This window comes from Bradyrhizobium sp. CCGUVB1N3 (genome assembly GCF_024199925.1).
Taxonomy (GTDB): Bacteria; Pseudomonadota; Alphaproteobacteria; order Rhizobiales; family Xanthobacteraceae; genus Bradyrhizobium.
This window is the reverse complement of record NZ_JANADR010000001.1, coordinates 608,610-627,632: the sequence shown is the minus strand read 5'-3', so window position 1 is coordinate 627,632 and position 19,023 is coordinate 608,610. Positions and strand designations below refer to the sequence as shown.

Genomic DNA, 19,023 nt, shown 5'->3' with positions numbered 1-19,023 from the left:
GATGGAGATCATATGAAACTGAGATTGGGCTACCTTGCACTGCCGCTGCTAACGGCCGCCGCGTTCACGACGCAGGCGCGCGCCGACGGCCAGACCATCGCCGTGTTCACCAAAAACCAGACCAATCCCTATTTCCAGACCGTGCGGGTCGGAGCGGATGTCGCGGCCAAGGCGCTGAACGCCAAGACGTTGCAATATATCCCGACCAAGCCGGACTCGATCCCCGAACAGCTCAGCCAGATCGAGGACGTCGTGGTGAAGAAGCCGAGTGCTATCGTCTTCATCCCCGTCGACTACAAGGCGATGGTACCGGGGGTCGAGAAGATCAACGACGCCAAGATCCCGGTGGTCAACATCACCGACCGCTCCGCCGGCGGCAAGTTCGTCTCCTTCGTCGGCGCCGACGACTACAGCCTTGGGCTCGAAACCGCGCGCTACCTGCTGAAGACGCTCGGCGGCAAGGGCAACATCGTCATCATCGAAGGCGTCAAGGGCTCGCTGACCAATGTCGATCGTGTCAGAGGCTTCAACGACGCGCTGAAAGAAACTCCGGGCGCGAAGCTGCTCGCCTCGCAGCCCGGCAACTACCAGCGACTCCAGGCGCTCCAGGTGATGGAAAACCTGATGCAGTCGAACTCGCAGATCGACGGCGTGCTGGCCGCCAACGACGCCATGGCAGTCGGCGCGATCGAGGCGCTGGATGGCGCCAATCGCAAAGCGCAGGTGATCGGCATCAACGGCACCAAGGAAGCGATCGACGCCATCAAGTCCGGCAAGCTGCTCGCAAGCGGCGACTATAACGGCTTTGCGCAGGGCTGCCTCGGCACCATGATGGCGATCCGCAACCTGCGCGAACAACCCGTCGTCGCCGAGATCGTGCTGAAGCCCACCGTTATCACCAAGGACAATTTCGGGCCTTTCGACGTGCCGCTTGAGCAGCGGGCCTGCCCCACCTGGGAAGAGGCGCAAAAGCTCGGCACGAAGTAGGCTTGTCCTTCTAAAAATCGGGACGGCCGTTCAATATGGCCGTCCCAAGACATCGTTCGGAGACATCGTCCGGAGACATCATGCTGTTTGCCATTCACGCCCTCGACCGCGCCGGTGCGCTGCCGACCCGGCTCGCCCATTACGACGCGCACAAGGCGTTCCTGAGCGACACCTCGCGCTTCGAAGTCAAAATCGTCATGTCCGGCCCGCTCGTCTCCGACGATGGCGAGAAGATGATCGGCAGCCTGTTCCTGATCGAGTCGCCGGGACGGGCCGAGGTCGAGGCCTTCAATCGCGCCGACCCCTTCGCCGCGGCCGACATCTGGGAGAAAGTCACGATCACCGGCTTTCTGCGCCGCCAAGGATGAAAGTGTGGCTCGTCTCTGAATTGTAAAATGCTCTTTGCCGCGTTACAAATCGCAGATGCGCATCATCTCGATCATCTGTTGGTTGATCTTCTCAATTTCGCTTTGCTTCGCCCAGTCGCCGCAGCCTTCCACGCCGGTCACGGTCCTGATCGACCAGGCAGCCGTGCTCGCCTTACTCGATCATGACAATTCATCCGCGCTGTCGCTGATCACGCTTCTTCAGAAAATCCACGCGGCGGAAAGGCTCCCGTCGCCGGCCCCGGCGCCGGGCCCCACGCGCGCCAGCGACTTGCTGCGCTTTGGCGAGACCTACGGACAATTTGCGGCCGTCATGTCCGCGGACATGACGCGAATCATTTCGGGCCTTGGGATCGACTGGGAAAAGGAAATTCTCAAGACCTACGACCCAAAGTCGGCCAAGACGGAGGCCGGAAAGACCTTGCGGCAGAACGGTAACGTCGCTCGCGTCTTCAACGAAAAATGGCTCGGGTCGAACGATGGGCTGTTCATCCTGGCCGGCGTGGTCAATCGCATCGATCGCCGCGACTTCGATCCTATCAACTACGGCGAACTTCGCTTCATCTACCGGCTTGGATACGAAGTCCGGATGAACGGCAAGACCTACGCCTCGCGCATGCCGCTCACCGTGAACATGGTCTTCAGCTATCGTGACGACGGCAAGCGCTGCCAGGATGTGGCTGCGCTCTGGCGCATCGATGGCATCGACGGCGGCGACCCGCAACTGATTGCGCAGCGCCTTCTGCAGGGCCCGCTGGATTTCTCAAGGCTGACCTTCAAGCAGATGGAAGTCAACGCCCAGGTCGTGCGCTTTCCCTCCGATCTCGAAAACATGGAGGGCCGGAAATTCGCCGGCCAGGCGATCTACTGGATGCGGATATTCGCCTTGAAGGGCGAAAACTTTCAGCCCATCAAGCTGGAGAACACACCCGACGTGCAGGCGATCCTGAAGGATCCCTCCAAGCAGAAGCAATTGCAGGACTACCTCGCGGGCCACGCGGACGCGATCGACAACGGCGTGTTCAATCTGCCGGAGAGCCTGGAGGCCGATATCGCTCTGAGTTTTTCCACGGCGGGAAGCGCGCGTGTGGCCAACCGGCCATTCGATCTGCTGGTCAGCAAAGAGCAGGCGGGGCAGATCGTCGCGGCGCTGGAAAAGACCGCGAAGTCCGCCAAGTTCGCGCGATCCGGCGCCGGTCTGCTCGAACGGCTGAACACATCGTCCTGCATGGGCTGCCATCAATCCTCGTCGACGGCGGGATTTCACTTCCTCGGCGTCGACCGGGTCGATTTCGGCAGCGACGGCGGGGCAATCAAGGACGCACTCGACGGCAACAGTCTGCAGCTTCCGTTCTCGCCGCACGTCTATGCGGAGCTTACCCGCCGGAAGAGCTACGTTGAAAGCCTTTCGCGGGGCGAGGCCCCTGACACGTTCCGTCCGCATCCGTCTGCGCCCGCAGCAGCCTGGCAGAACGCGAGCCCGGCTTATTCAGCCGCCGGCGACAACATGCCGTGTCCCCTGAACACCGATCTCGCCGATGGCGCGAAGTGGAGCTGCAACGCTGCGCGACATCTCGCCTGCCAGGCCGTGGTGACGAATGCGACGGCCTCTTCCCATCTCGGCCAATGTCTGCCGGCCCAGCAGAACATCTACGCAGGCCTCGCTTGCCGCTCGAACGCCATCGAGGACACGACGGCGAAGAACAATGCGAAGGATCTGTTGAGCTTCAGTTTGCGCTCTTTCACCGATCGCGTGAACACGGATGAATTGGTCTATCGCGTGCCTGAGGGCAAATTGAGCGGCTATGACTACAATTGCCGGCCGACAAAAATCGGCGTGCCGCTCGGCCGCATCACCCGCCCGTGCAAACCCGAAGAGTCGAAACTGGCGACCGTTCAGCCTGGCAGCACGCCGGACGAGATCTGCGCTGTCGTCGGCGGCAAGGGCTTTGAACAGATGGCCAAGGGCTATTTCGACAGCGCCGCCTTTGCAGCCGGCGTCGGCCGCGGGCTCTTGAACGTATGTTCGCCGTCGCGATTTTGCCGGGAAGATTATATCTGCCAGGCGATGCCGGATTTCCTGACTGGCGCGAAGTTCGGCGTCAGCCCGCAGACCCTCAGTATCCTGAAAAGCCGCAAGCTTGGGTTCTGCACCCCCACCTATTTTGTTTATCAGCTTCGCCTCGACGGCCACCCTAATCCGAGATGACGCCGCGCACGACGGCGCCGCCGCCGGACTCGAGGATTGGACGCTATGCCTCGATGCCGCGTTGAACCAGGATGCGCTCGGCGCTGTCGTTCCAGACGTCCATCTTGGTGATCTTGCCACCCCGCACCACGAAACGATCGACGTAGCGATTGCCTTCGAAGGACGTGCCATCGTGCCATTCGCCGTAGAGCGTGCCGACGCTGTAGACCACGGTCTCCCCCTCGCCCGGGCAGACGTCGAACCGGTCCATCTTCTTCTTGACCCAGCGATAGCGCTTTGCGTTGAATCCGGTCGGCCCACGCGGATGGTCGAATTCGCGCCCGCCGGTGAAGGTGATCACCGTGCCGGGCGCCATGTAGACCGCCGCGGCCTCCGGGTCGGGGATCATCGACGCCGTCAGATAGGCTTCGACGATCTCGGCGTCGGACATGGTTTTGCTTGGGGCTTTTGCGACAACGGACATGGCACTTCTCCGAAAGATGCGGGATACTAACCCTGGGCTGCTGGATTGCATGCATATATTTTGAACATTCCCGCGCTCGATTGCCGGGAATCTGGAGGTGCCCCGCAGGGCACGCTCCTGTACGCTTACGCCGCAAAGTGCTGGTGCCATGACAAGCCGAACCACCTTCGACCTGATCTTCCGCAACGCACTGATGCGCGGCGTCACCGCTCCTGCGGATATCGGCATTTCCCAAGGCAAGATCGCCGCGATCGAGCCGCGCCTTCAGGCCGATGCCGTCGAGATCGACCTCGAAGGGCGGCTCGTGCTGCCCGGCTTCGTCGACACCCACGTCCACCTCGACAAGGCCTGCCTGCTCGGCCGCTGCGGGCACGACCACGGCAGTCTCAGCGACGCCATCCGCGCCGTCTCGGCGATGAAGCGCGATTTCACGGTCGAGGACGTCTATGCCCGCGGCGCCAGGGTGCTGGAACGTGCAATCGTGCACGGCACGACGCGGATGCGAACCCATGTCGAGATTGATCCGCGGATCGGCCTGCGCGGCTTCGAGGCCGTCAAGGCCCTGAAGCGCGACTATGCCTGGGCGCTCGATCTGTCGCTCTGCGTCTTTCCGCAGGAGGGGCTGACCAACGATCCCGGAGCTGAGGAGCTCTTGATCCATGCGCTGCGCGACGGCGGCGATGTGATCGGCGGCTGTCCCTATACCGACACCGATCCGAACGCGCATCTTAAGCGCATCTTCGACCTCGCCCAGGAATTCGATGTCGATGTCGATCTCCATCTCGACTTCGATCTCGATACGTCCTGGTCGCATCTCGACGAAGTGTGCCGGCAGACCGAACAGCGCGGCTATCAGGGACGCGTCGCGATCGGCCATGTCACAAAGCTCTCCGCGCTACCGCCGGAGCGCCTGAGACCCGTGGTCGAGCGTCTCGCAAAAACCGGTGTCGCCGTCACGGTGCTGCCCGCGACCGATCTCTATCTGATGGGCCGCGATGCCACGCACAACGTGCCGCGCGGCATCACGATGGCCCACAAGCTCGCCGCAAGCGGCGTGCTATGCTCCGTTGCGACCAACAATGTGCTCAATCCCTTCACGCCCTTCGGCGATGCCTCGCTGCTGCGAATGGCGAATTTCTACGCCAATGTCGCGCATGCATCGGTCGGCGAGTTCGACACCTGCCTCGATCTCGTCACCGATTTGCCCGCGCGGCTGATGAACCTGAAGAATTACGGCCTCAAGATCGGCAACCCGGCCGATCTCGTCGTGCTCGATACACGCGACGGCCGTTTTGCGATCGCCGAACTGCCGGACGCCATGATGGGCTTCAAGAACGGCCGGCCGGTCTTTGAACGGCAACAAGCCGTCCTGTTTCCGCCCTCAGATTCGGGCAAACCGCGCGCCGTCATCCCTCACGCTTGATCTTTGCCAGGATGCGGTCGGCCTCGGTGCGCCAGTCGGCGCTGCGGGCAAACTCTTTGGTGCCCTTTGCGCCGAACAGACCCTGGTCGGCAAGATCGGCGACCCAGGCCTGTCGCTCGGCGGTGCCTTGTGCCGACCATGGCGTCAGCCCTGCCTCGCGCACGGTCTCGGCAACCTCGCGTACCTCCTCAGCGCGGCGGCGGCCGTGCTCGATCACGCGCTGGAAGAAATAGGCGCCCTGCTTCTCCCAGTTTATGCCGGGAAAGGTTTCTGCGAGCGAGGCAAGCACGGCATCCTCGACGCCATAAGCGCGCGCCGTGGTGAAGCTCTCGATGACCATGGCTTCCAGGCCCTTGATCATGATGCTCCGGCACATCTTTACCGCCGAGGAGACGCCAAGCTGGTCGCTCGCGACCTTGGCGGCAAAGCCGATCGCGTTGAGAAGCGGCTCGACTTCGCGTGCGCCGGGGCCACCGAGCAGTAGCGGCACCTTGATGCGATAAGGCGGCACCGACGTCATCACCGCGCCCTCGACATAGCGTCCGCCCGCGTCCTCGATCAGCTTCCCGGCGCACTGCTTGGCGCCGGGCGAGGCCGAGTTGAAGTCGAGAAACCAGGTGCCCTGGTTGATCGCAGCCGCGCAGGCTTGCGCCACCGAGACGGCCTGGCTTGCGGTGACCGCGGAGACGATGAAGTCGGATTTTGCGGTCAGATCAGCATGCGAGGCAGCTAACGTAACGCCGTGCCTCGTGGCGTGATCACGCAAGGCCGCGCCCTGCTCGCTCCCGAGCTTGAGGTCGAAGGCCGCGACCTTGATGTCCTGCTGGCGCAGGTCCTCCGCAAGGATCTTGCCGACCTCGCCATAGCCGATCAGTCCTATCTGCCACCGCCTGGGATCGCCTGACATCAGTTCATCCTTCGCGTGGTGTCGTCAAAGAGCTCCTCGAGCGCAAAGCGGCGCGGGATCAGCGCCTGCTGATAGGCGTAGTCGATGATCAGCTCCAGCGGCTTGCGGTTGGCATCGATCCCGAACGGCAGGAGATCGGGCGACGCGGCCACGCCTGCCTTCGCTTTGCCGGCCCTCAGAAGATCGTACACGCCGGCGACGATGTCAGGGCGCGATGTTGCCAGAGCCTCGGTTACGACCACGAGATGGTTGACCGGCACCACGCCACGCCGGGCGTACCAGGCCGCGGCCTCCGCGGCCGGATCGGGAAACAGCGGCTTGAGGCGCGGATCATTCGAGGTCTCGCCGAGCACGGCGTCGAGTTCACCGTCGAGCAGCATTTGCAGGATCTTCTTGTCCTTCGGCGCGCGCTCGGTGGTGTCGACATATTCGGCGACGTGAGGGTCCTCAAAGGTAATCCAACCAATCTTGTCGAGGTTGACGCCGTAGTCGTTGGCCAAAATTCCCCTGATCCAGGCACCCGTCGTGGTCGTGAACGATCGAATACCCACGCGCTTGCCTTCCAGATCGGACGGGCGGAGCGTGCCTCGCTCGGGGTTGTACAGCGCGTAACCATGCTGGAAGCGGCCGAGCATGGTCGCCGGCAACAGCACCAGCGGCTTGCCGTGGGCCTTCGCCATCAGATAGGTGACGATCGCCATCTCGCAGACGTCGAAGGCCTGCTCGCGCACCATCGGCTTGAACGCCCTGTTGGTCGGCGTGTACTCGATGAAGTCGAGATCGAAGCGGTCGGAGCGGAGTTCTCCGCTCTTCAATGCCTGCACATGCGGATGACTGCCGAGCACGGTCCGCAGCTTGAGACGATCCATCAGCCCGCTCCGCTTCTCGTCTGCTCAGACGTCCTCGGGATTGTCGACATAGACGAGTCCGGCCTTCGCCAGAGCCTCGCGCATGTTGTACATGTCGAGGCCAAGCTCGCCCGAGGCGAGGCGATTGCGCTTGCCGCCTTCGTCCGCATTGCGCTTCCCGGCCTTCCCGGCGACCTCCGCCGCGATCCGCTTCGGCACCACCACGACGCCGTCGTCATCGGCGACCACGATGTCGCCGGGCTCGACATTGACGCCGGCGCAGACCACGGGAACGTTGACCGAGCCCAGCGTCGCCTTGACCGTTCCCTTGGCCGAGACGGCGCGCGACCACACCGGAAATTTCATCTCGTGCAGCGCCTTCACGTCACGGCAGCCGGCATCGATGACGAGCCCCTGCACGCCGCGCGCGCGAAGCGACGTTGCCAGCAGCTCGCCGAACATGCCGTCGGTATTGTCGGTGGTGCAACCAACCACGAGGATGTCGCCCGGCCTGCATTGCTCGACCGCGACATGGATCATCCAGTTGTCGCCGGGCTGCGCCAGCACGGTGACCGCGGGACCGGCGATCTGCGCGCCGGGCCAGATCGGGCGCATATAGGGCTTCATCAGGCCGACACGGCCCATAGCCTCGTGCACCGTGGACACGCCATAGGCCGACATGCCGGCGGGATCGGCGCGCTTGATGTTGCAAACGACGACGGGCTTCATGCCAGGACCTCCTCAACCGTCGGGAACAGGCGCTGATAGGCCTCGCCATAGGTCATGGGCACGCCGGTGTTGCGGCTGCCCTGGATGCCGCGGTTGAGCGCGACGCGCTCATAGTAACCCCAGAGATGCTTTTGTGCGGCGAGGATCTGGAACGCCTCGTACTTCTCCTTCCAGACCTCGTCGATCTTCAGGATCAGGTTCGGCTTGAAATTGCACATCTCGGGCTGGTGCGGCTCGAACAGGAACACCGGCGGCGCGGCATATTTGTACTGCGCGCCCGGCTTGTGGCCCATGGCCTGCGCGACCACGCGAGTCTCCTGCGCGAAATGGGCCGCATTCGGGTGATCAAAATTGTAAGGGTCTTCTAGCGCATGGGTCAGCACGAAGCTCGGGTTGAGCTCGCGGTAGATATCGACCATGCGGTCGAAATGCGCTTCGTTGAGCTTGAGCGGATAGTCGCCGCAATCGAAGAACTCGATCTCGGCGCCCAGGAGTTTGGCGGCGCGCTCGGCCTCGTCCTTGCGGCCGGCCTTCACCGACTCCAGCGTCGCGCCCTTTTCCTTCCAGGCGAACTGGCTCTCGCCGCGCTCGCCGAAGGACATGCAGACGATCTTCATCCGGTAGCCCTTCCTGGCATGCAGCGCGATCGCGCCGCCCGCGCGCCAGACGAAGTCGCCGGGATGCGCGGTAATCACAAGACCTGTCTTCATGGGACAAACTCCCCTTTCATCTCTTCAAAGCTTGAGCTGCTCCTTGCGAAGCGCAAGCAGCCCATTCATCACGCCCTTGCGGCCGGCACGGCCTCGCCGTCGAGCACGCGCTTCAACCGATCCGCGTCGAGCGCGCCTTCCCATCTTGCAATCGCGATGGTCGCCACCGCGTTCCCGATCAGATTGGTCGGCGTCAACCCCTGCGACATCAGCCTGTGAATGCCAAGCACCAGCGCGACGCTCGCGACCGGAATGGTTCCGGTCGCCGACAGCGTTGCCGCCAGCACGACGAAGGCGGCGCCCGCAATTCCCGCCGCCCCCTTGGAGGTCACGAGCAGGATCAGCAGCAGCTCGATCTGCTCGGTGAGGCCAAGCGGCGTGTTGGTCGCCTGCGCCAGGAACACAGAGGCCGCCGCGAGGTAAAGGCAGGTGCCGTCGAGATTGAAGGAGTAGCCGGTCGGGATCACGAGCCCGACCACGCTGCGTTCGCAGCCGGCATTCTCGAGCTTCGAGAGCATGCGCGGCAAGACGGTTTCCGACGATGTCGTGGCGATGCAGATCAACAGCTCTTCCCAGATGTAGCGGATCAGCTTGACGAGGCTGAAACCGCACCAGCGTGCGACAGGGCCGAGCGCAATCACGATGAATACCAGGCAGGTGAGATAGAAACCACCGAGCAGCTTGCCTAGCGAGGCCAGCGAGCCGACACCGAACTTGCCGACCGTGAACGCAATGGCGCCGAAGGCGCCGATCGGCGCCACCCACATCACGAAGCCGACGATCGCGAATACCATCTTCGCAGCGACGTCGATCAGGTTGACCAGCGGCGCTCCGCGCTCGCCGAGCTGCACCAGGGCAAAGCCACAGAGCACCGAGATGAACAGCACCTGGAGGATGTTGCCTTCAGCAAATGCGCCGACGAAGGTGCCGGGAAGGATGTTCATCAGGAACGGCACGAAGCCGATCGCCCCGGTCTGCTTGACGTAGGGCTCGATCGCGCTGGTGTTGATGCTGGCGGCATCGATGTTCATGCCGACGCCGGGCTTCAGCAGATTGATCGCGACAAGCCCGATCACCAGCGCGATCGTGGTCATGATCTCGAAATAGACGATCGCCTTGATGGCGACGCGGCCGACCCGGGCCATGTCAGCCATGTGCGCGATGCCGTGCACGACCGTGCAGAAGATGATCGGCGCGATCAGCATGCGGATCGCCTTGATGAAGGCGTCGCCGAGCGGCTGCATTTTTGCGCCAAGTTCGGGATTGACGATGCCGAGCACGATGCCGGCCGCCATGGCAAGGAGAACCTGGACCCAGAGTTCCTTCCACCAGGCGCGGCCGCGCGGCTTGTCGATCGAGAGCGCCGTCATTCTCCGAACTCGAACAGGCGGGCCGGATTGCCGACCAGGATCTTCTGCTGGAACTCCGCCTCCGGCGCAAACAGCGGAATCAAGTCGACGAGGTCGCCGTCATTCGGCATCACCTTGACATTGGGATGCGGCCAATCCGTGCCCCAGATGACGCGGTCGACCGCGGTCTCGACGATCTTGCGCGCGAACGGCACGGCATCGGTGAAGGGCGGGCCCGAGGAGGAGACGCGTTCCGAACCGCAGATCTTGACCCAGCATTTTTCGTCGCGCTGCATCAGCTCGATCAGGATCTTGAACGGAAGCTGGTCGAGCCCCTCGGACGCCTTCACCCGTCCCATGTGATCGATGGTGTAGCGCACCGGAAGCTTTGCCAGCATGTCGGCATATTCCGGCAGGTCGATCGCGTCGAAATGCAGATCGATGTGCCAGCCGAGCGGCGCGACCATCGCGATCACCCGGTCGAATACGCCCTTGTCCGGGACGCCGCCGAGATGGCGGACGAAATTGAAGCGACAGCCGCGGAAGCCACCCTCATGCAGAACGCGCAAGCCCCGCTCGGTGATGGTGTCGTCGATATTGGCCACGGCGCGATAGGCGCCGTTGCTTTGCGCGATCGCATCGAGCGCAACGGCGTTGTCGGTGCCGTGCACGCTGGCGTTGACGATGACGGCGCGCCCGACGCCGAGCCTGGCGTGCAACGCCCTAAAATCCTCCAGCGGCGCGTCGGGCGGCGTGTAGGAACGGTCCGGCGCGTACGGATATTTCGAGCCCGGACCAAAGATGTGGCAATGCGCGTCGCAAGCGAGCGGCGGCAGCTTGAACTTCGGCGTGCGCGTGTTCGGATCGGGCGGGGGAATGGTCGGCGTGTACATCTGGTGTCTTCAGCTGAACTTGAACAGGCGCGCGGGATTGTCGACCAGCAGCTTCTGCTGGATCGCGGCATCCGGCGCATAAAGTGGGATCAGATCGACGATCTCGCCATCATTGGGCATGACCTTGACGTTGGGATGCGGCCAATCCGTGCCCCAGATCACCCGATCAGGCGCGTTGTCGATGAGCTTCTTTGCGAACGGCACGGCATCGTGGAACGGCTTGCCTGCGGCGGATGCACGCTCTAGGCCGGTGATCTTGACCCAGCACTTCTCATCTTTCTTCTGGAGATCGAGCAGCGCGGTGAAGCCGGGATCGTCGAGCCCCTTGCCCGCCTGCACCGTGCCCATGTGGTCGATGACGTAGCGCGTCGGCAGCGCGGTGAGGATCGGCGCGAATTCGGCGATCGTGCCCGGCTCGAAATAGACGTCGACGTGCCAGCCGAGTTCGGCGACGCGATGCACGATGCGCTGGAACTTGTTCATGTCGCCGACGCCGCCGAGCCGCTTCAGGAAGGCAAAGCGGCAGCCGCAGATACCGCCCTTGTCCAGCGCCTCGAGCTCGTGATCGGACATCTCGTCCTTGACGTTGGCGATACCCTTATAGGCGCCCTCGCTTTGCGCGATGGCGTCGGTCACCACGCGATTGTCAGTGCCATGCACCGTGGCGTTGACGATCACACAGCGATCGACGCCGATCTTCTCGTGCACGGCGCGGAAGGCCTCCAGTGGCGCATCGGCCGTGTTGTAGGGACGGTGTTCCGAGAACGGATAGCGGGCGGCCGGCCCAAAGATGTGCGTGTGAGCGTCGCAGGATTTCGGCGGCAGCTTGAATGCCGGCGTCTTGGGATTCGGGTCCGGCGGGTCGATGGTCGGAATCGCTTTGGCCGGCTCGGCTGCCTGCCCGCGCGCGCTCGAAACCGAGGCGGCCATCGAAACGCCCGTCAAGAGTTGCAAGCAGTCCCGCCTGTTCATTCCGCATCCCCAGTCAAATGCCGCCGGTTGCGGACAACGCGAGCTTGACGCTCCTCGTCCGTCGGCGGTCGTCTACGTCTTGTTGCTTGCCGCTGCGCGCCGACGTGCCGGCGCGGCCTGGTCGAGTGCCGGCGCCTGGAACGAGGCCACTGTCGCCTGAACGAGCTGCTCGATCGCAGCGGCCGCATCGCTGCCGTCGGCCTCGCCGCGCGACAGGCGCGAGACGCGCTCCGGCGTCACCAGCGAGTAATAGAGGGCACCAAGCAGGAAATGGCTGCGCCAGACGATCTCGGTGCGCGGCACGTGCGGCAGGCTCTCGTGGATCGCGTCGATGAAGGCGTGGCTGGTATCGTCGAAGGTCTGCGCGATGATGCGCCGTGCCACCTCGTTCCCCTCGGCCGACATCACGGCGCGCAGCCGGGTGAACCGCGCCCCGCCGCCGGCGAGATCGCTGCCGGAAGTGAAGGCCGGCACGACGTAGGCGCGCACGATCGCCTCCAGCCGGTCCTGGAGATCGCGCACGCGCTTGGCGGCAGCTAACAGCTCGGACCGGCGGAGATTCATCGGCCCGCAATGGCGGCGATAGATCTCGAGCAGCAGACCGTCCTTGGTCTTGAAATGATAGGTGACGCTGCCGGGGTTGGCCCCGGCGGCCTGTGCGATGTCACGCACCGACACGGCGTTGAAGCCGTTGGTCGCGAACAACTCTTCGGCCGCGGCGAGGATCGCCTCGCGCATGTTCGGCTTGCGGGCCGTCTCTTTGCTGGTGGGCTTGCGTATCATGTGATTTGTACTATCGTACAAAAGATAAGGTCTCGTCAACAAAAACGATGGGCAGCGCCAGGGCGGTCGCAAGACGAGCGCCCGGACGGATACTCGCCCCGAGGAGCGCTGGAAGATGCTGGGCTTGAACAAGAAAATCGGACGCTCACTGCTGGGCGCGGGCCTGCTGCTGGCCGCGAGCGCCGCGCAGGCCGACAATTTCCCGAGCAAGCCGGTCCACATTCTGGTGCCCTATGCGGCCGGCGGCGCCGTCGACGTGCTCGCCCGCACGATCGGCCAGGCGCTGGCCAAGAGTTGGGGCCAGCAGCCGGTGATCGACAACCGCCCCGGCGCCGGCGGCATTATCGCCTCGCAGGCGCTGACCCAGGCGCCGCCCGACGGCTACACACTGATCCTGGTCGCGAGCGGCCATCCGCTCAACCAGTTCATCTATCCGAGCGTACCCTACGACACCTTCAAGGATTTCACCGCGATCAGCGAGGTCGCCTCGTCGCCGCTCGCCATCGTCGTCGCCAAGGACAGCCCGTACAAGAGCCTCGGCGATCTCCTGGCCGCTGCGAAGAAGGAGCCGGACAAGCTCTCCTACGGCATGTCGGGCAACGGCACCTCGGCGCACCTTGCCGGCGAGCTGTTGAAATACATGGCCGGCGTGAAGATCGTCTCTATTCCCTACAAGGGCGGCGCGCCGGCGCTGACCGCCGTGATCGCCGGCGAAATCCCCCTCAGCCTCAACCCACTTGCCGAAGCGATCGGTCAGCTCGAAGGCGGCCCGGTGCGTGCGCTCGCCGTGACCTCGGCGCAGCGGTCAAAGGCCCTGCCCGATGTTCCGACCGTCGCCGAGGCCGGCGTGGCTGGCTATGACGTCTCGGTCTGGTGGGGATTTTTGGCGCCGGCGAAAATGCCGCCGGAGATCGTGGCAAAGCTCGAAGCCGATTTGAAGACGGCGCTGCAAGACCCGAGCGTGCTGTCGACCCTCGACAAGATCGGCGCGACGCCGGTCGGCTCGTCGTCGAAGGAGTTCGATGCCTACATGCATGCAGAGGCGACCAAATGGGAGCCGGTGCTGAAGGCTGCGAACATCCGGGCGCAGTAGGATGATCGGCCTTGGCCCCGGCGCGCGAAGGCAGTATTTCCCGTCGTGCAACTGCGGCAGAATCCGGCTATCAAAGCAGCCATGCCCCGACGCACCGGCAGCGCCGATCTTCCTCTCCACACCGGACGGGTTCCGCCGTGGCTCGCAAGCCGCATGGCTTCGCTGGGAGCGATCGTCACCCAGGCGATCGTCCATCACTACGGCCGCGACGAGTTCATGCAGCGGCTGTCGCATCCCTTCTGGTTCCAGTCGTTCGGCGCCGTGATGGGAATGGACTGGCACTCGTCCGGCATCACCACCTCCGTGATCGGCGCGCTGAAGCGCGGGCTCGCCCCACTCCAGAACGAGCTCGGCATCTATGTCTGCGGCGGCCGCGGCCAGCATTCGCGCAAGACGCCGGATGAGCTCCAGACGCTCGGCGACCGCGTCGGCTTCGATGGCGTCAGGCTGACCCGGGCGAGCCGCCTCGTTGCGAAGGTCGACAGCGCCGCGGTGCAGGACGGCTTTGACCTCTATCTGCATGGCTTCTTCGTCACTGCCGAAGGCAAATGGACTGTAGTGCAGCAAGGCATGAACGGCGAGAAGCGGCAGGCGCGGCGCTATCACTGGCACTCCGAGGCGCTGAAGAGCTTTGTCGATGCGCCCCACAGCGCGATCGACGGCCCCTTGCAAGGCGAGATCGTCAATCTCACCGACCACCGCGCCGACGTCTCGCGCTCAGCGCAGCTCGAGCTGCTCTCCGATCTCGGCCCCGATCGCATCGTGTCCGAATTCGAACGTCTGAGCGGCGTCGAACCCGCACAAGCCATGCTGCCGCACCTCATCATGCCCGCGCATCACGACGTGCGGCCGAAGGACGTCTTCGCGCGTCGCCTGCACGGCACGCTGGCCGCGGCCGCCGAGCGCGGTCCGGTCGATTTTCCGGAGCTGTTGCTGACGCCCGGCGTCGGCGCGCGCACCGTGCGCTCCCTCGCGATGGTCGCCGAAGTCGTGCACGGCGCGCCCTATCGCTTCAAGGATCCGGCGCGTTTCTCGCTGGCCCATGGCGGCAAGGACCGCCACCCCTACCCCGTTCCGATCAAGGTCTATGACGAGACCATTCGCGTACTCAAGGGCGCGATCGAGAACGCAAGGCTCGGGTGCGAGGAGGAAATGCAGGCGATCAAACGTCTCGACGACCAGGCGCGGCGGTTGGAGCGCACCGCGCGCGGTCCATCGGTCGAGGCTTATATGGCCGGCGAGCGCGCCGCCTCGCCCGAACTCGGTGGGCGATCCGTGTTCGGCTGGGAGCGCGACCTCGCGTCGTCGGACAAGTCGACGGGCTGACGCGCCCCTGCAACGACCGGGAGCTTCTCGATCGCACGGATGCCCGGTCGCCGACGCCAGCGGATCTCTGACGCGTCGACGGCGAGACCGAGCCGCGGCCAGCGCGTGAACAAGGCCTCAAGGGCACAGGCCGCCTCGATCCGCGCGAGTTGGTGACCGAGACAAAAATGGATTCCCGTGCCGAAGGAGATGTGCCGGTTGGGCTTGCGTTCGAGATCGAGATGCTCGGGAGCATCATGCACCGAAGGATCCATGTTCGCTGCGGCGAGCATGACCATGACGCGGTCGCCCTTCTTCAGGCGCACGCCCTCGAGCTCGAGATCGCGCCGCACGTAGCGTGGCTTTGAGAATTGCACCGGCGAGACGAAGCGCAGGAATTCCTCGACGGCAAGGCCGGCGCGAGACCAATCCTCTTCCAGCCAATCGCGCAAGCCCGGATTTTTGAGGAGCTCATAGACGGAGCCGCTGATGAGATGCGTGGTTGTCTCCGAGCCCGCGGCCAGCAACAGGAACACCATCGACACCATCTCGTTCGGCGAAATGCGGCCGCCCTCCCGCTCGACCTGGACCAGCTCGGCAATCAGGCCCTCGCCGCCCTGCGCGCGTGCGATCCGCAACTGCTCCTCGAGATAAGCGCGCATCTTGCGGAACGCGAACATCAGGCGGAAGAAGCTGACGACGTTCGTCAGCGAAGACATCGCATTGGCCCAGGCAATGAATCTTGGGCGATCGGCCATCGGCAGGCCGAGCAGCTCGGAGATCACCGACAGCGGCAGGATCCGGGCGTAGCGCTGGACGAGATCGGCCGGGCTTCCCGCCGCGAACAGCTCGTCCGCGAGCCCGTCCGCGATGGCGCGGACGCGCGGCGCCATCGCGACGATCGCGCGGCGGCGGAAGGCCTCGTCCACGATGCTGCGCAGCCGCGTGTGATCGGGCTCGTCCATCGTCAGCATGTTGCTGGCGATGGTCGTGACGAGTTTCGGCATCCACCAGCGCAAGCCAGCGACCTTGCCGTCCTCCTTGCGCAGCGTGAACGTCGCGCCGTCCTTGAGCACTTCAGCCGTGGCATCGTGGGTGGTGGTGACCCAGACGTCGCCAATGAGCGGAAAACGGGTCGCGACCACGGGCCCGGAGGCGCGCAGCGTCGCGATTCCCCTGGGCGGGTCGCGAAAGAAGGCGTCGCTAGTGAAGTCGATGCGCGGTGTCATGGGTCACCGCCCCTGTTAATGGCGCCTCACCAGATGGTGTGCACAATCGCCGGCGCAAGGCCGGAACGTCGATCAAAAGAAGGCGATCAGCCGCGCCCGGGCGACCGTGGCCCCGCTTTGCGCTGGTTGGTGTAGGCGTCCCAATGGCTCCAGCTCCCATTGCTGAGGCTTTGCAGGTCGGTTGCGAGCGGGCGGCGTGTACGCTTCTCGTAGTCGGCAATCGCGCGTTCGGATTGCGCGATCTTGCGCTTGAGTTCCACGATCGCCTTCTGGGTCTGTCCGTCGCGCTTGGATGATGCGACCTCGCCCATCGTAAATCGCGCGGTCTCGAGCGCCTTCAACTCGGCGCGGTTCTTCTTCACCTGAACCCGGTGCCAGGCGATGTTGCTGTCGTTGTCCGCAACCATGTAGAAACTCCGCTGATTCGGCGTTCCCATAATATCGCCTGCCGAATCGACGCCGCAACGGGCGTCGAGCGGCGAAAATGCGGCTTTATTGCGCGGTGGGCATGATCCGGAAAAGTGTGCGGCGGTTTTCCGAGAGGATCATGCCCCAAATAAATATCCGATTCAGCGCTCGGCAAAGGCCTTTTCGACCACGAATTGCGCCGGCTCGCCGTGATTGCCCTCGACGAAGCCGCGCTCGGTCAGGAGCACGCGGGTATCAGTGACCAGCGCCGGACTGCCGCAGATCATCACGCGGTCGTGGGCCGCTTCGAGCGGCGGCAGGCCGATGTCGCTGAACAGCTTGCCCGAGGTGATGAGGTCGGTGATGCGGCCGCGGTTGCGAAAGGGATCGCGGGTAACGGTCGGGTAATAGATGAGCTGGTTGCGGATGTAGTCGCCGAGCAACTCGTCATTCGGCAGCGTCTCGGTGATCACCTCGCCATAGGCGAGCTCTTTGACGTGCCGGCAGCCGTGCAGGAGCACCACCTTCTCGAACCGCTCATAGGTTTCGGGATCCTTGATCACGCTCAGGAACGGCGCAAGACCCGTGCCGGTGCCGATGAGGTAGAGGTTGCGGCCCTCTTCGAGATTGTCGATCACGAGCGTGCCGGTCGCCTTGCGGCTGACGATGATCTCGTCGCCTTCCTTCAGGTGCTGAAGCCGCGAGGTCAGCGGGCCGTCCTGCACCTTGATCGAGAAGAATTCGAGCGTGTCCTCGTAATTGGCACTGGCGACGCTATAGGCGCGGAGCAGCGGCTTCTCGCCGACCTTCAGCCCGATCATCGTGAACTCGCCGTTGCGGAAGCGGAAAGTCGGGCTGCGGGTGGTCTTGAAGCTGAACAGCGTGTCGGTCCAGTGGTGGACGCTGAGGACGCTTTCCTGGTTGAAATTGCTCATCTCACCCTTCCCTTGCCGGTGCGCAGGCGATTGTCAGCTATGCGTCATTCGTATACGATCGTTCGTATACAAATGAATAATCCAGCTTGTTCTTTTGGTCAAGGCTGCCCAAGATCGCGAGCGTTGCAGTTAGGAATGAGGAACCTTTCCATGGCGCATGACGCACCCCAGGCCACCGGGCCTTCGAAGCTCGTGATCCGCAATATCGGCCTGATGCTGTCGGGCGCCCTGGAGAAGCCGATCCTGGATGGCGATACCATCGTTGCCGAGAACGGCAAGATCACCGCGATCGGCCGCTTCAAGGACGTCAACACGGAAGGTGCGACGACCATCGTGGACGCCAACGGCACCACCGTCGCACCCGGCCTGATCGACAGCCATGTCCACCCCGTCGCCGGCGACTGGACGCCGCGGCAAAACCAGATCAACTGGATCGACAGCTACCTCCATGGCGGCGTCACCACCATGATCTCGGCCGGCGAAGTGCACATGCCCGGCCGCCCCCGCGACGTCGTCGGCCTGAAAGCCATGGCGATCTTTGCCCAGCGCGCGTTCTGGACGCTGCGTCCGGGCGGCGTGAAGGTTCACGCCGGCGCGCCGGTGATCGAATGCGAGATGGTCGAGGAGGACTTCAAGGAGATGGCCGCCGCCGGCGTCAAACTGCTCGGCGAAGTTGGCCTTGGCGGCGTGAAGGACGGCCCGACCGCGCGCAAGATGGTGGGCTGGGCGCGCAAATACGGCATCCAGAGCACGATCCACACCGGCGGCCCCTCGATCCCCGGCTCCGGTCTGATCGACAAGGACGTGGTGCTGGAGGCCGACACCGACGTGGTCGGCCACATCAATGGCGGCCACACGGCACTGCCCGACGACCAGATCCGCTGCATCTGCGAGGGCTGCAAGCGCGGCCTCGAGCTCGTGCACAACGGCAATGAGCGCTCGGCCCTGTTCACGCTGCGCACCGCGCGCGAGATGGGCGATTTGCACCGTGTCATCCTCGGCACCGACGCGCCGGCCGGCTCCGGCGTGCAGCCGCTCGGCATCTTGCGCATGGTCTCGATGCTGTCCTCGCTCGGCGAGCTCCCGGCCGAGATCGCGTTTTGCCTGGCCACCGGCAACACGGCGCGCATGCGCGAGCTCGATTGCGGCCTCATTGAAGTGGGCCGATCCGCCGACTTCGTGTTGATGGACAAGGCGCAGCATTCGCCGGGCAAGAATATTCTGGAGAGCGTGCAACTCGGCGACCTCCCCGGCATCGGCATGACCATCATCGACGGCATCGTCCGCACCCAGCGCAGCCGCAACACCCCGCCCGCGGGCAATGTGCCGCTGATCGTCAGCGGGCATTGATACCGACAAAGCGGGCGCGCGACACGCGCGCCCGATATAACTTG

At 64.0% G+C, this 19,023-nt stretch carries 19 protein-coding genes; 7 read left to right on the top strand and 12 right to left on the bottom strand.

The genetic code is table 11. The annotated features are described in order from the left end of the window. The first annotated feature begins 12 nt into the window (after positions 1-12). The 3 genes from NLM33_RS02825 to NLM33_RS02815 all read left to right on the top strand — a co-directional run bounded on the left by NLM33_RS02825 (position 13) and on the right by NLM33_RS02815 (position 3,582). Entirely contained in the window at positions 13-987 is a 975-nt protein-coding gene (locus NLM33_RS02825; protein WP_254094481.1) for a sugar ABC transporter substrate-binding protein, read from the top strand. Between the two features lie 80 nt (positions 988-1,067). After that, a complete protein-coding gene (locus NLM33_RS02820; RefSeq protein WP_254094479.1) occupies positions 1,068-1,355 on the top strand; it encodes a YciI family protein in 288 nt (95 codons plus the stop codon). Positions 1,356-1,410: 55 nt separating this feature from the next. Then, entirely contained in the window at positions 1,411-3,582 is a 2,172-nt protein-coding gene (locus NLM33_RS02815; protein WP_254094478.1) for a hypothetical protein, read from the top strand. A 43-nt stretch (positions 3,583-3,625) separates the two neighbouring features. Here NLM33_RS02815 and NLM33_RS02810 read toward each other — a convergent pair whose 3' ends face one another. Then, positions 3,626-4,045, bottom strand: coding sequence for a nuclear transport factor 2 family protein (locus NLM33_RS02810; RefSeq protein WP_254094476.1), 420 nt, complete (start codon positions 4,043-4,045; stop codon positions 3,626-3,628). A gap of 148 nt (positions 4,046-4,193) precedes the next feature. Between NLM33_RS02810 and NLM33_RS02805 the strand changes: the two genes are divergently transcribed. Continuing rightward, complete coding sequence (locus tag NLM33_RS02805; RefSeq protein ID WP_254094474.1) at positions 4,194-5,468, top strand: amidohydrolase family protein; 1,275 nt, start codon at positions 4,194-4,196, stop codon at positions 5,466-5,468. Here the strand turns inward: NLM33_RS02805 and NLM33_RS02800 are convergent. The 8 genes from NLM33_RS02800 to NLM33_RS02765 form a co-directional block, all read right to left on the bottom strand. Then, entirely contained in the window at positions 5,452-6,375 is a 924-nt protein-coding gene (locus NLM33_RS02800) for a DUF1932 domain-containing protein (RefSeq protein ID WP_254094472.1), read from the bottom strand. The two genes, NLM33_RS02805 and NLM33_RS02800, sit on opposite strands and share 17 nt — an antisense overlap. Then, positions 6,375-7,244, bottom strand: a complete 870-nt coding sequence (locus NLM33_RS02795) for a hypothetical protein (protein ID WP_254094470.1) — start codon at positions 7,242-7,244, stop codon at positions 6,375-6,377. Before NLM33_RS02795 ends, NLM33_RS02800 begins: the two co-directional genes overlap by 1 nt. 24 nt (positions 7,245-7,268) lie before the next feature. Then, on the bottom strand, positions 7,269-7,952 hold the full coding sequence (locus NLM33_RS02790; protein ID WP_254094468.1) for a 4-carboxy-4-hydroxy-2-oxoadipate aldolase/oxaloacetate decarboxylase: 684 nt from the start codon (positions 7,950-7,952) through the stop codon (positions 7,269-7,271). After that, entirely contained in the window at positions 7,949-8,662 is a 714-nt protein-coding gene (locus NLM33_RS02785; protein ID WP_254094466.1) for a PIG-L deacetylase family protein, read from the bottom strand. The genes NLM33_RS02790 and NLM33_RS02785 overlap by 4 nt, the downstream gene beginning before the upstream one ends. Positions 8,663-8,730: 68 nt before the next feature. Then, complete coding sequence (gene dctA, locus NLM33_RS02780) at positions 8,731-10,032, bottom strand: C4-dicarboxylate transporter DctA (RefSeq protein WP_254094464.1); 1,302 nt, start codon at positions 10,030-10,032, stop codon at positions 8,731-8,733. After that, complete coding sequence (locus tag NLM33_RS02775) at positions 10,029-10,904, bottom strand: amidohydrolase (protein ID WP_254094462.1); 876 nt, start codon at positions 10,902-10,904, stop codon at positions 10,029-10,031. Before NLM33_RS02775 ends, dctA begins: the two co-directional genes overlap by 4 nt. Positions 10,905-10,913: 9 nt before the next feature. Then, entirely contained in the window at positions 10,914-11,834 is a 921-nt protein-coding gene (locus tag NLM33_RS02770) for an amidohydrolase (RefSeq protein ID WP_371930102.1), read from the bottom strand. A gap of 114 nt (positions 11,835-11,948) precedes the next feature. After that, the gene (locus tag NLM33_RS02765) at positions 11,949-12,659 is read right to left on the bottom strand and encodes a TetR/AcrR family transcriptional regulator (RefSeq protein WP_254094458.1); all 711 of its coding nucleotides are present in this window, start codon (positions 12,657-12,659) and stop codon (positions 11,949-11,951) included. Positions 12,660-12,774: 115 nt separating this feature from the next. Between NLM33_RS02765 and NLM33_RS02760 the strand changes: the two genes are divergently transcribed. Next, a complete protein-coding gene (locus NLM33_RS02760) occupies positions 12,775-13,752 on the top strand; it encodes a tripartite tricarboxylate transporter substrate binding protein (RefSeq protein WP_254094456.1) in 978 nt (325 codons plus the stop codon). A gap of 81 nt (positions 13,753-13,833) precedes the next feature. Next, a complete protein-coding gene (locus tag NLM33_RS02755) occupies positions 13,834-15,078 on the top strand; it encodes a DUF763 domain-containing protein (RefSeq protein ID WP_254094454.1) in 1,245 nt (414 codons plus the stop codon). On the opposite strand, the gene NLM33_RS02750 is transcribed toward NLM33_RS02755, so the two are convergent. From NLM33_RS02750 to NLM33_RS02740, 3 genes are all read right to left on the bottom strand, one after another. Next, complete coding sequence (locus tag NLM33_RS02750) at positions 14,979-16,286, bottom strand: cytochrome P450 (RefSeq protein ID WP_254094452.1); 1,308 nt, start codon at positions 16,284-16,286, stop codon at positions 14,979-14,981. The two genes, NLM33_RS02755 and NLM33_RS02750, sit on opposite strands and share 100 nt — an antisense overlap. 86 nt (positions 16,287-16,372) lie before the next feature. Then, complete coding sequence (locus tag NLM33_RS02745; protein WP_254094450.1) at positions 16,373-16,693, bottom strand: hypothetical protein; 321 nt, start codon at positions 16,691-16,693, stop codon at positions 16,373-16,375. Positions 16,694-16,855: 162 nt separating this feature from the next. Continuing rightward, positions 16,856-17,629, bottom strand: a complete 774-nt coding sequence (locus NLM33_RS02740; protein WP_254094448.1) for a ferredoxin--NADP reductase — start codon at positions 17,627-17,629, stop codon at positions 16,856-16,858. 150 nt (positions 17,630-17,779) lie between these two features. Here NLM33_RS02740 and NLM33_RS02735 point away from each other — a divergent pair, with 150 nt between their 5' ends. Further along, a complete protein-coding gene (locus NLM33_RS02735; protein WP_254094446.1) occupies positions 17,780-18,979 on the top strand; it encodes an amidohydrolase family protein in 1,200 nt (399 codons plus the stop codon). The last annotated feature ends 44 nt before the right edge of the window (positions 18,980-19,023 follow it).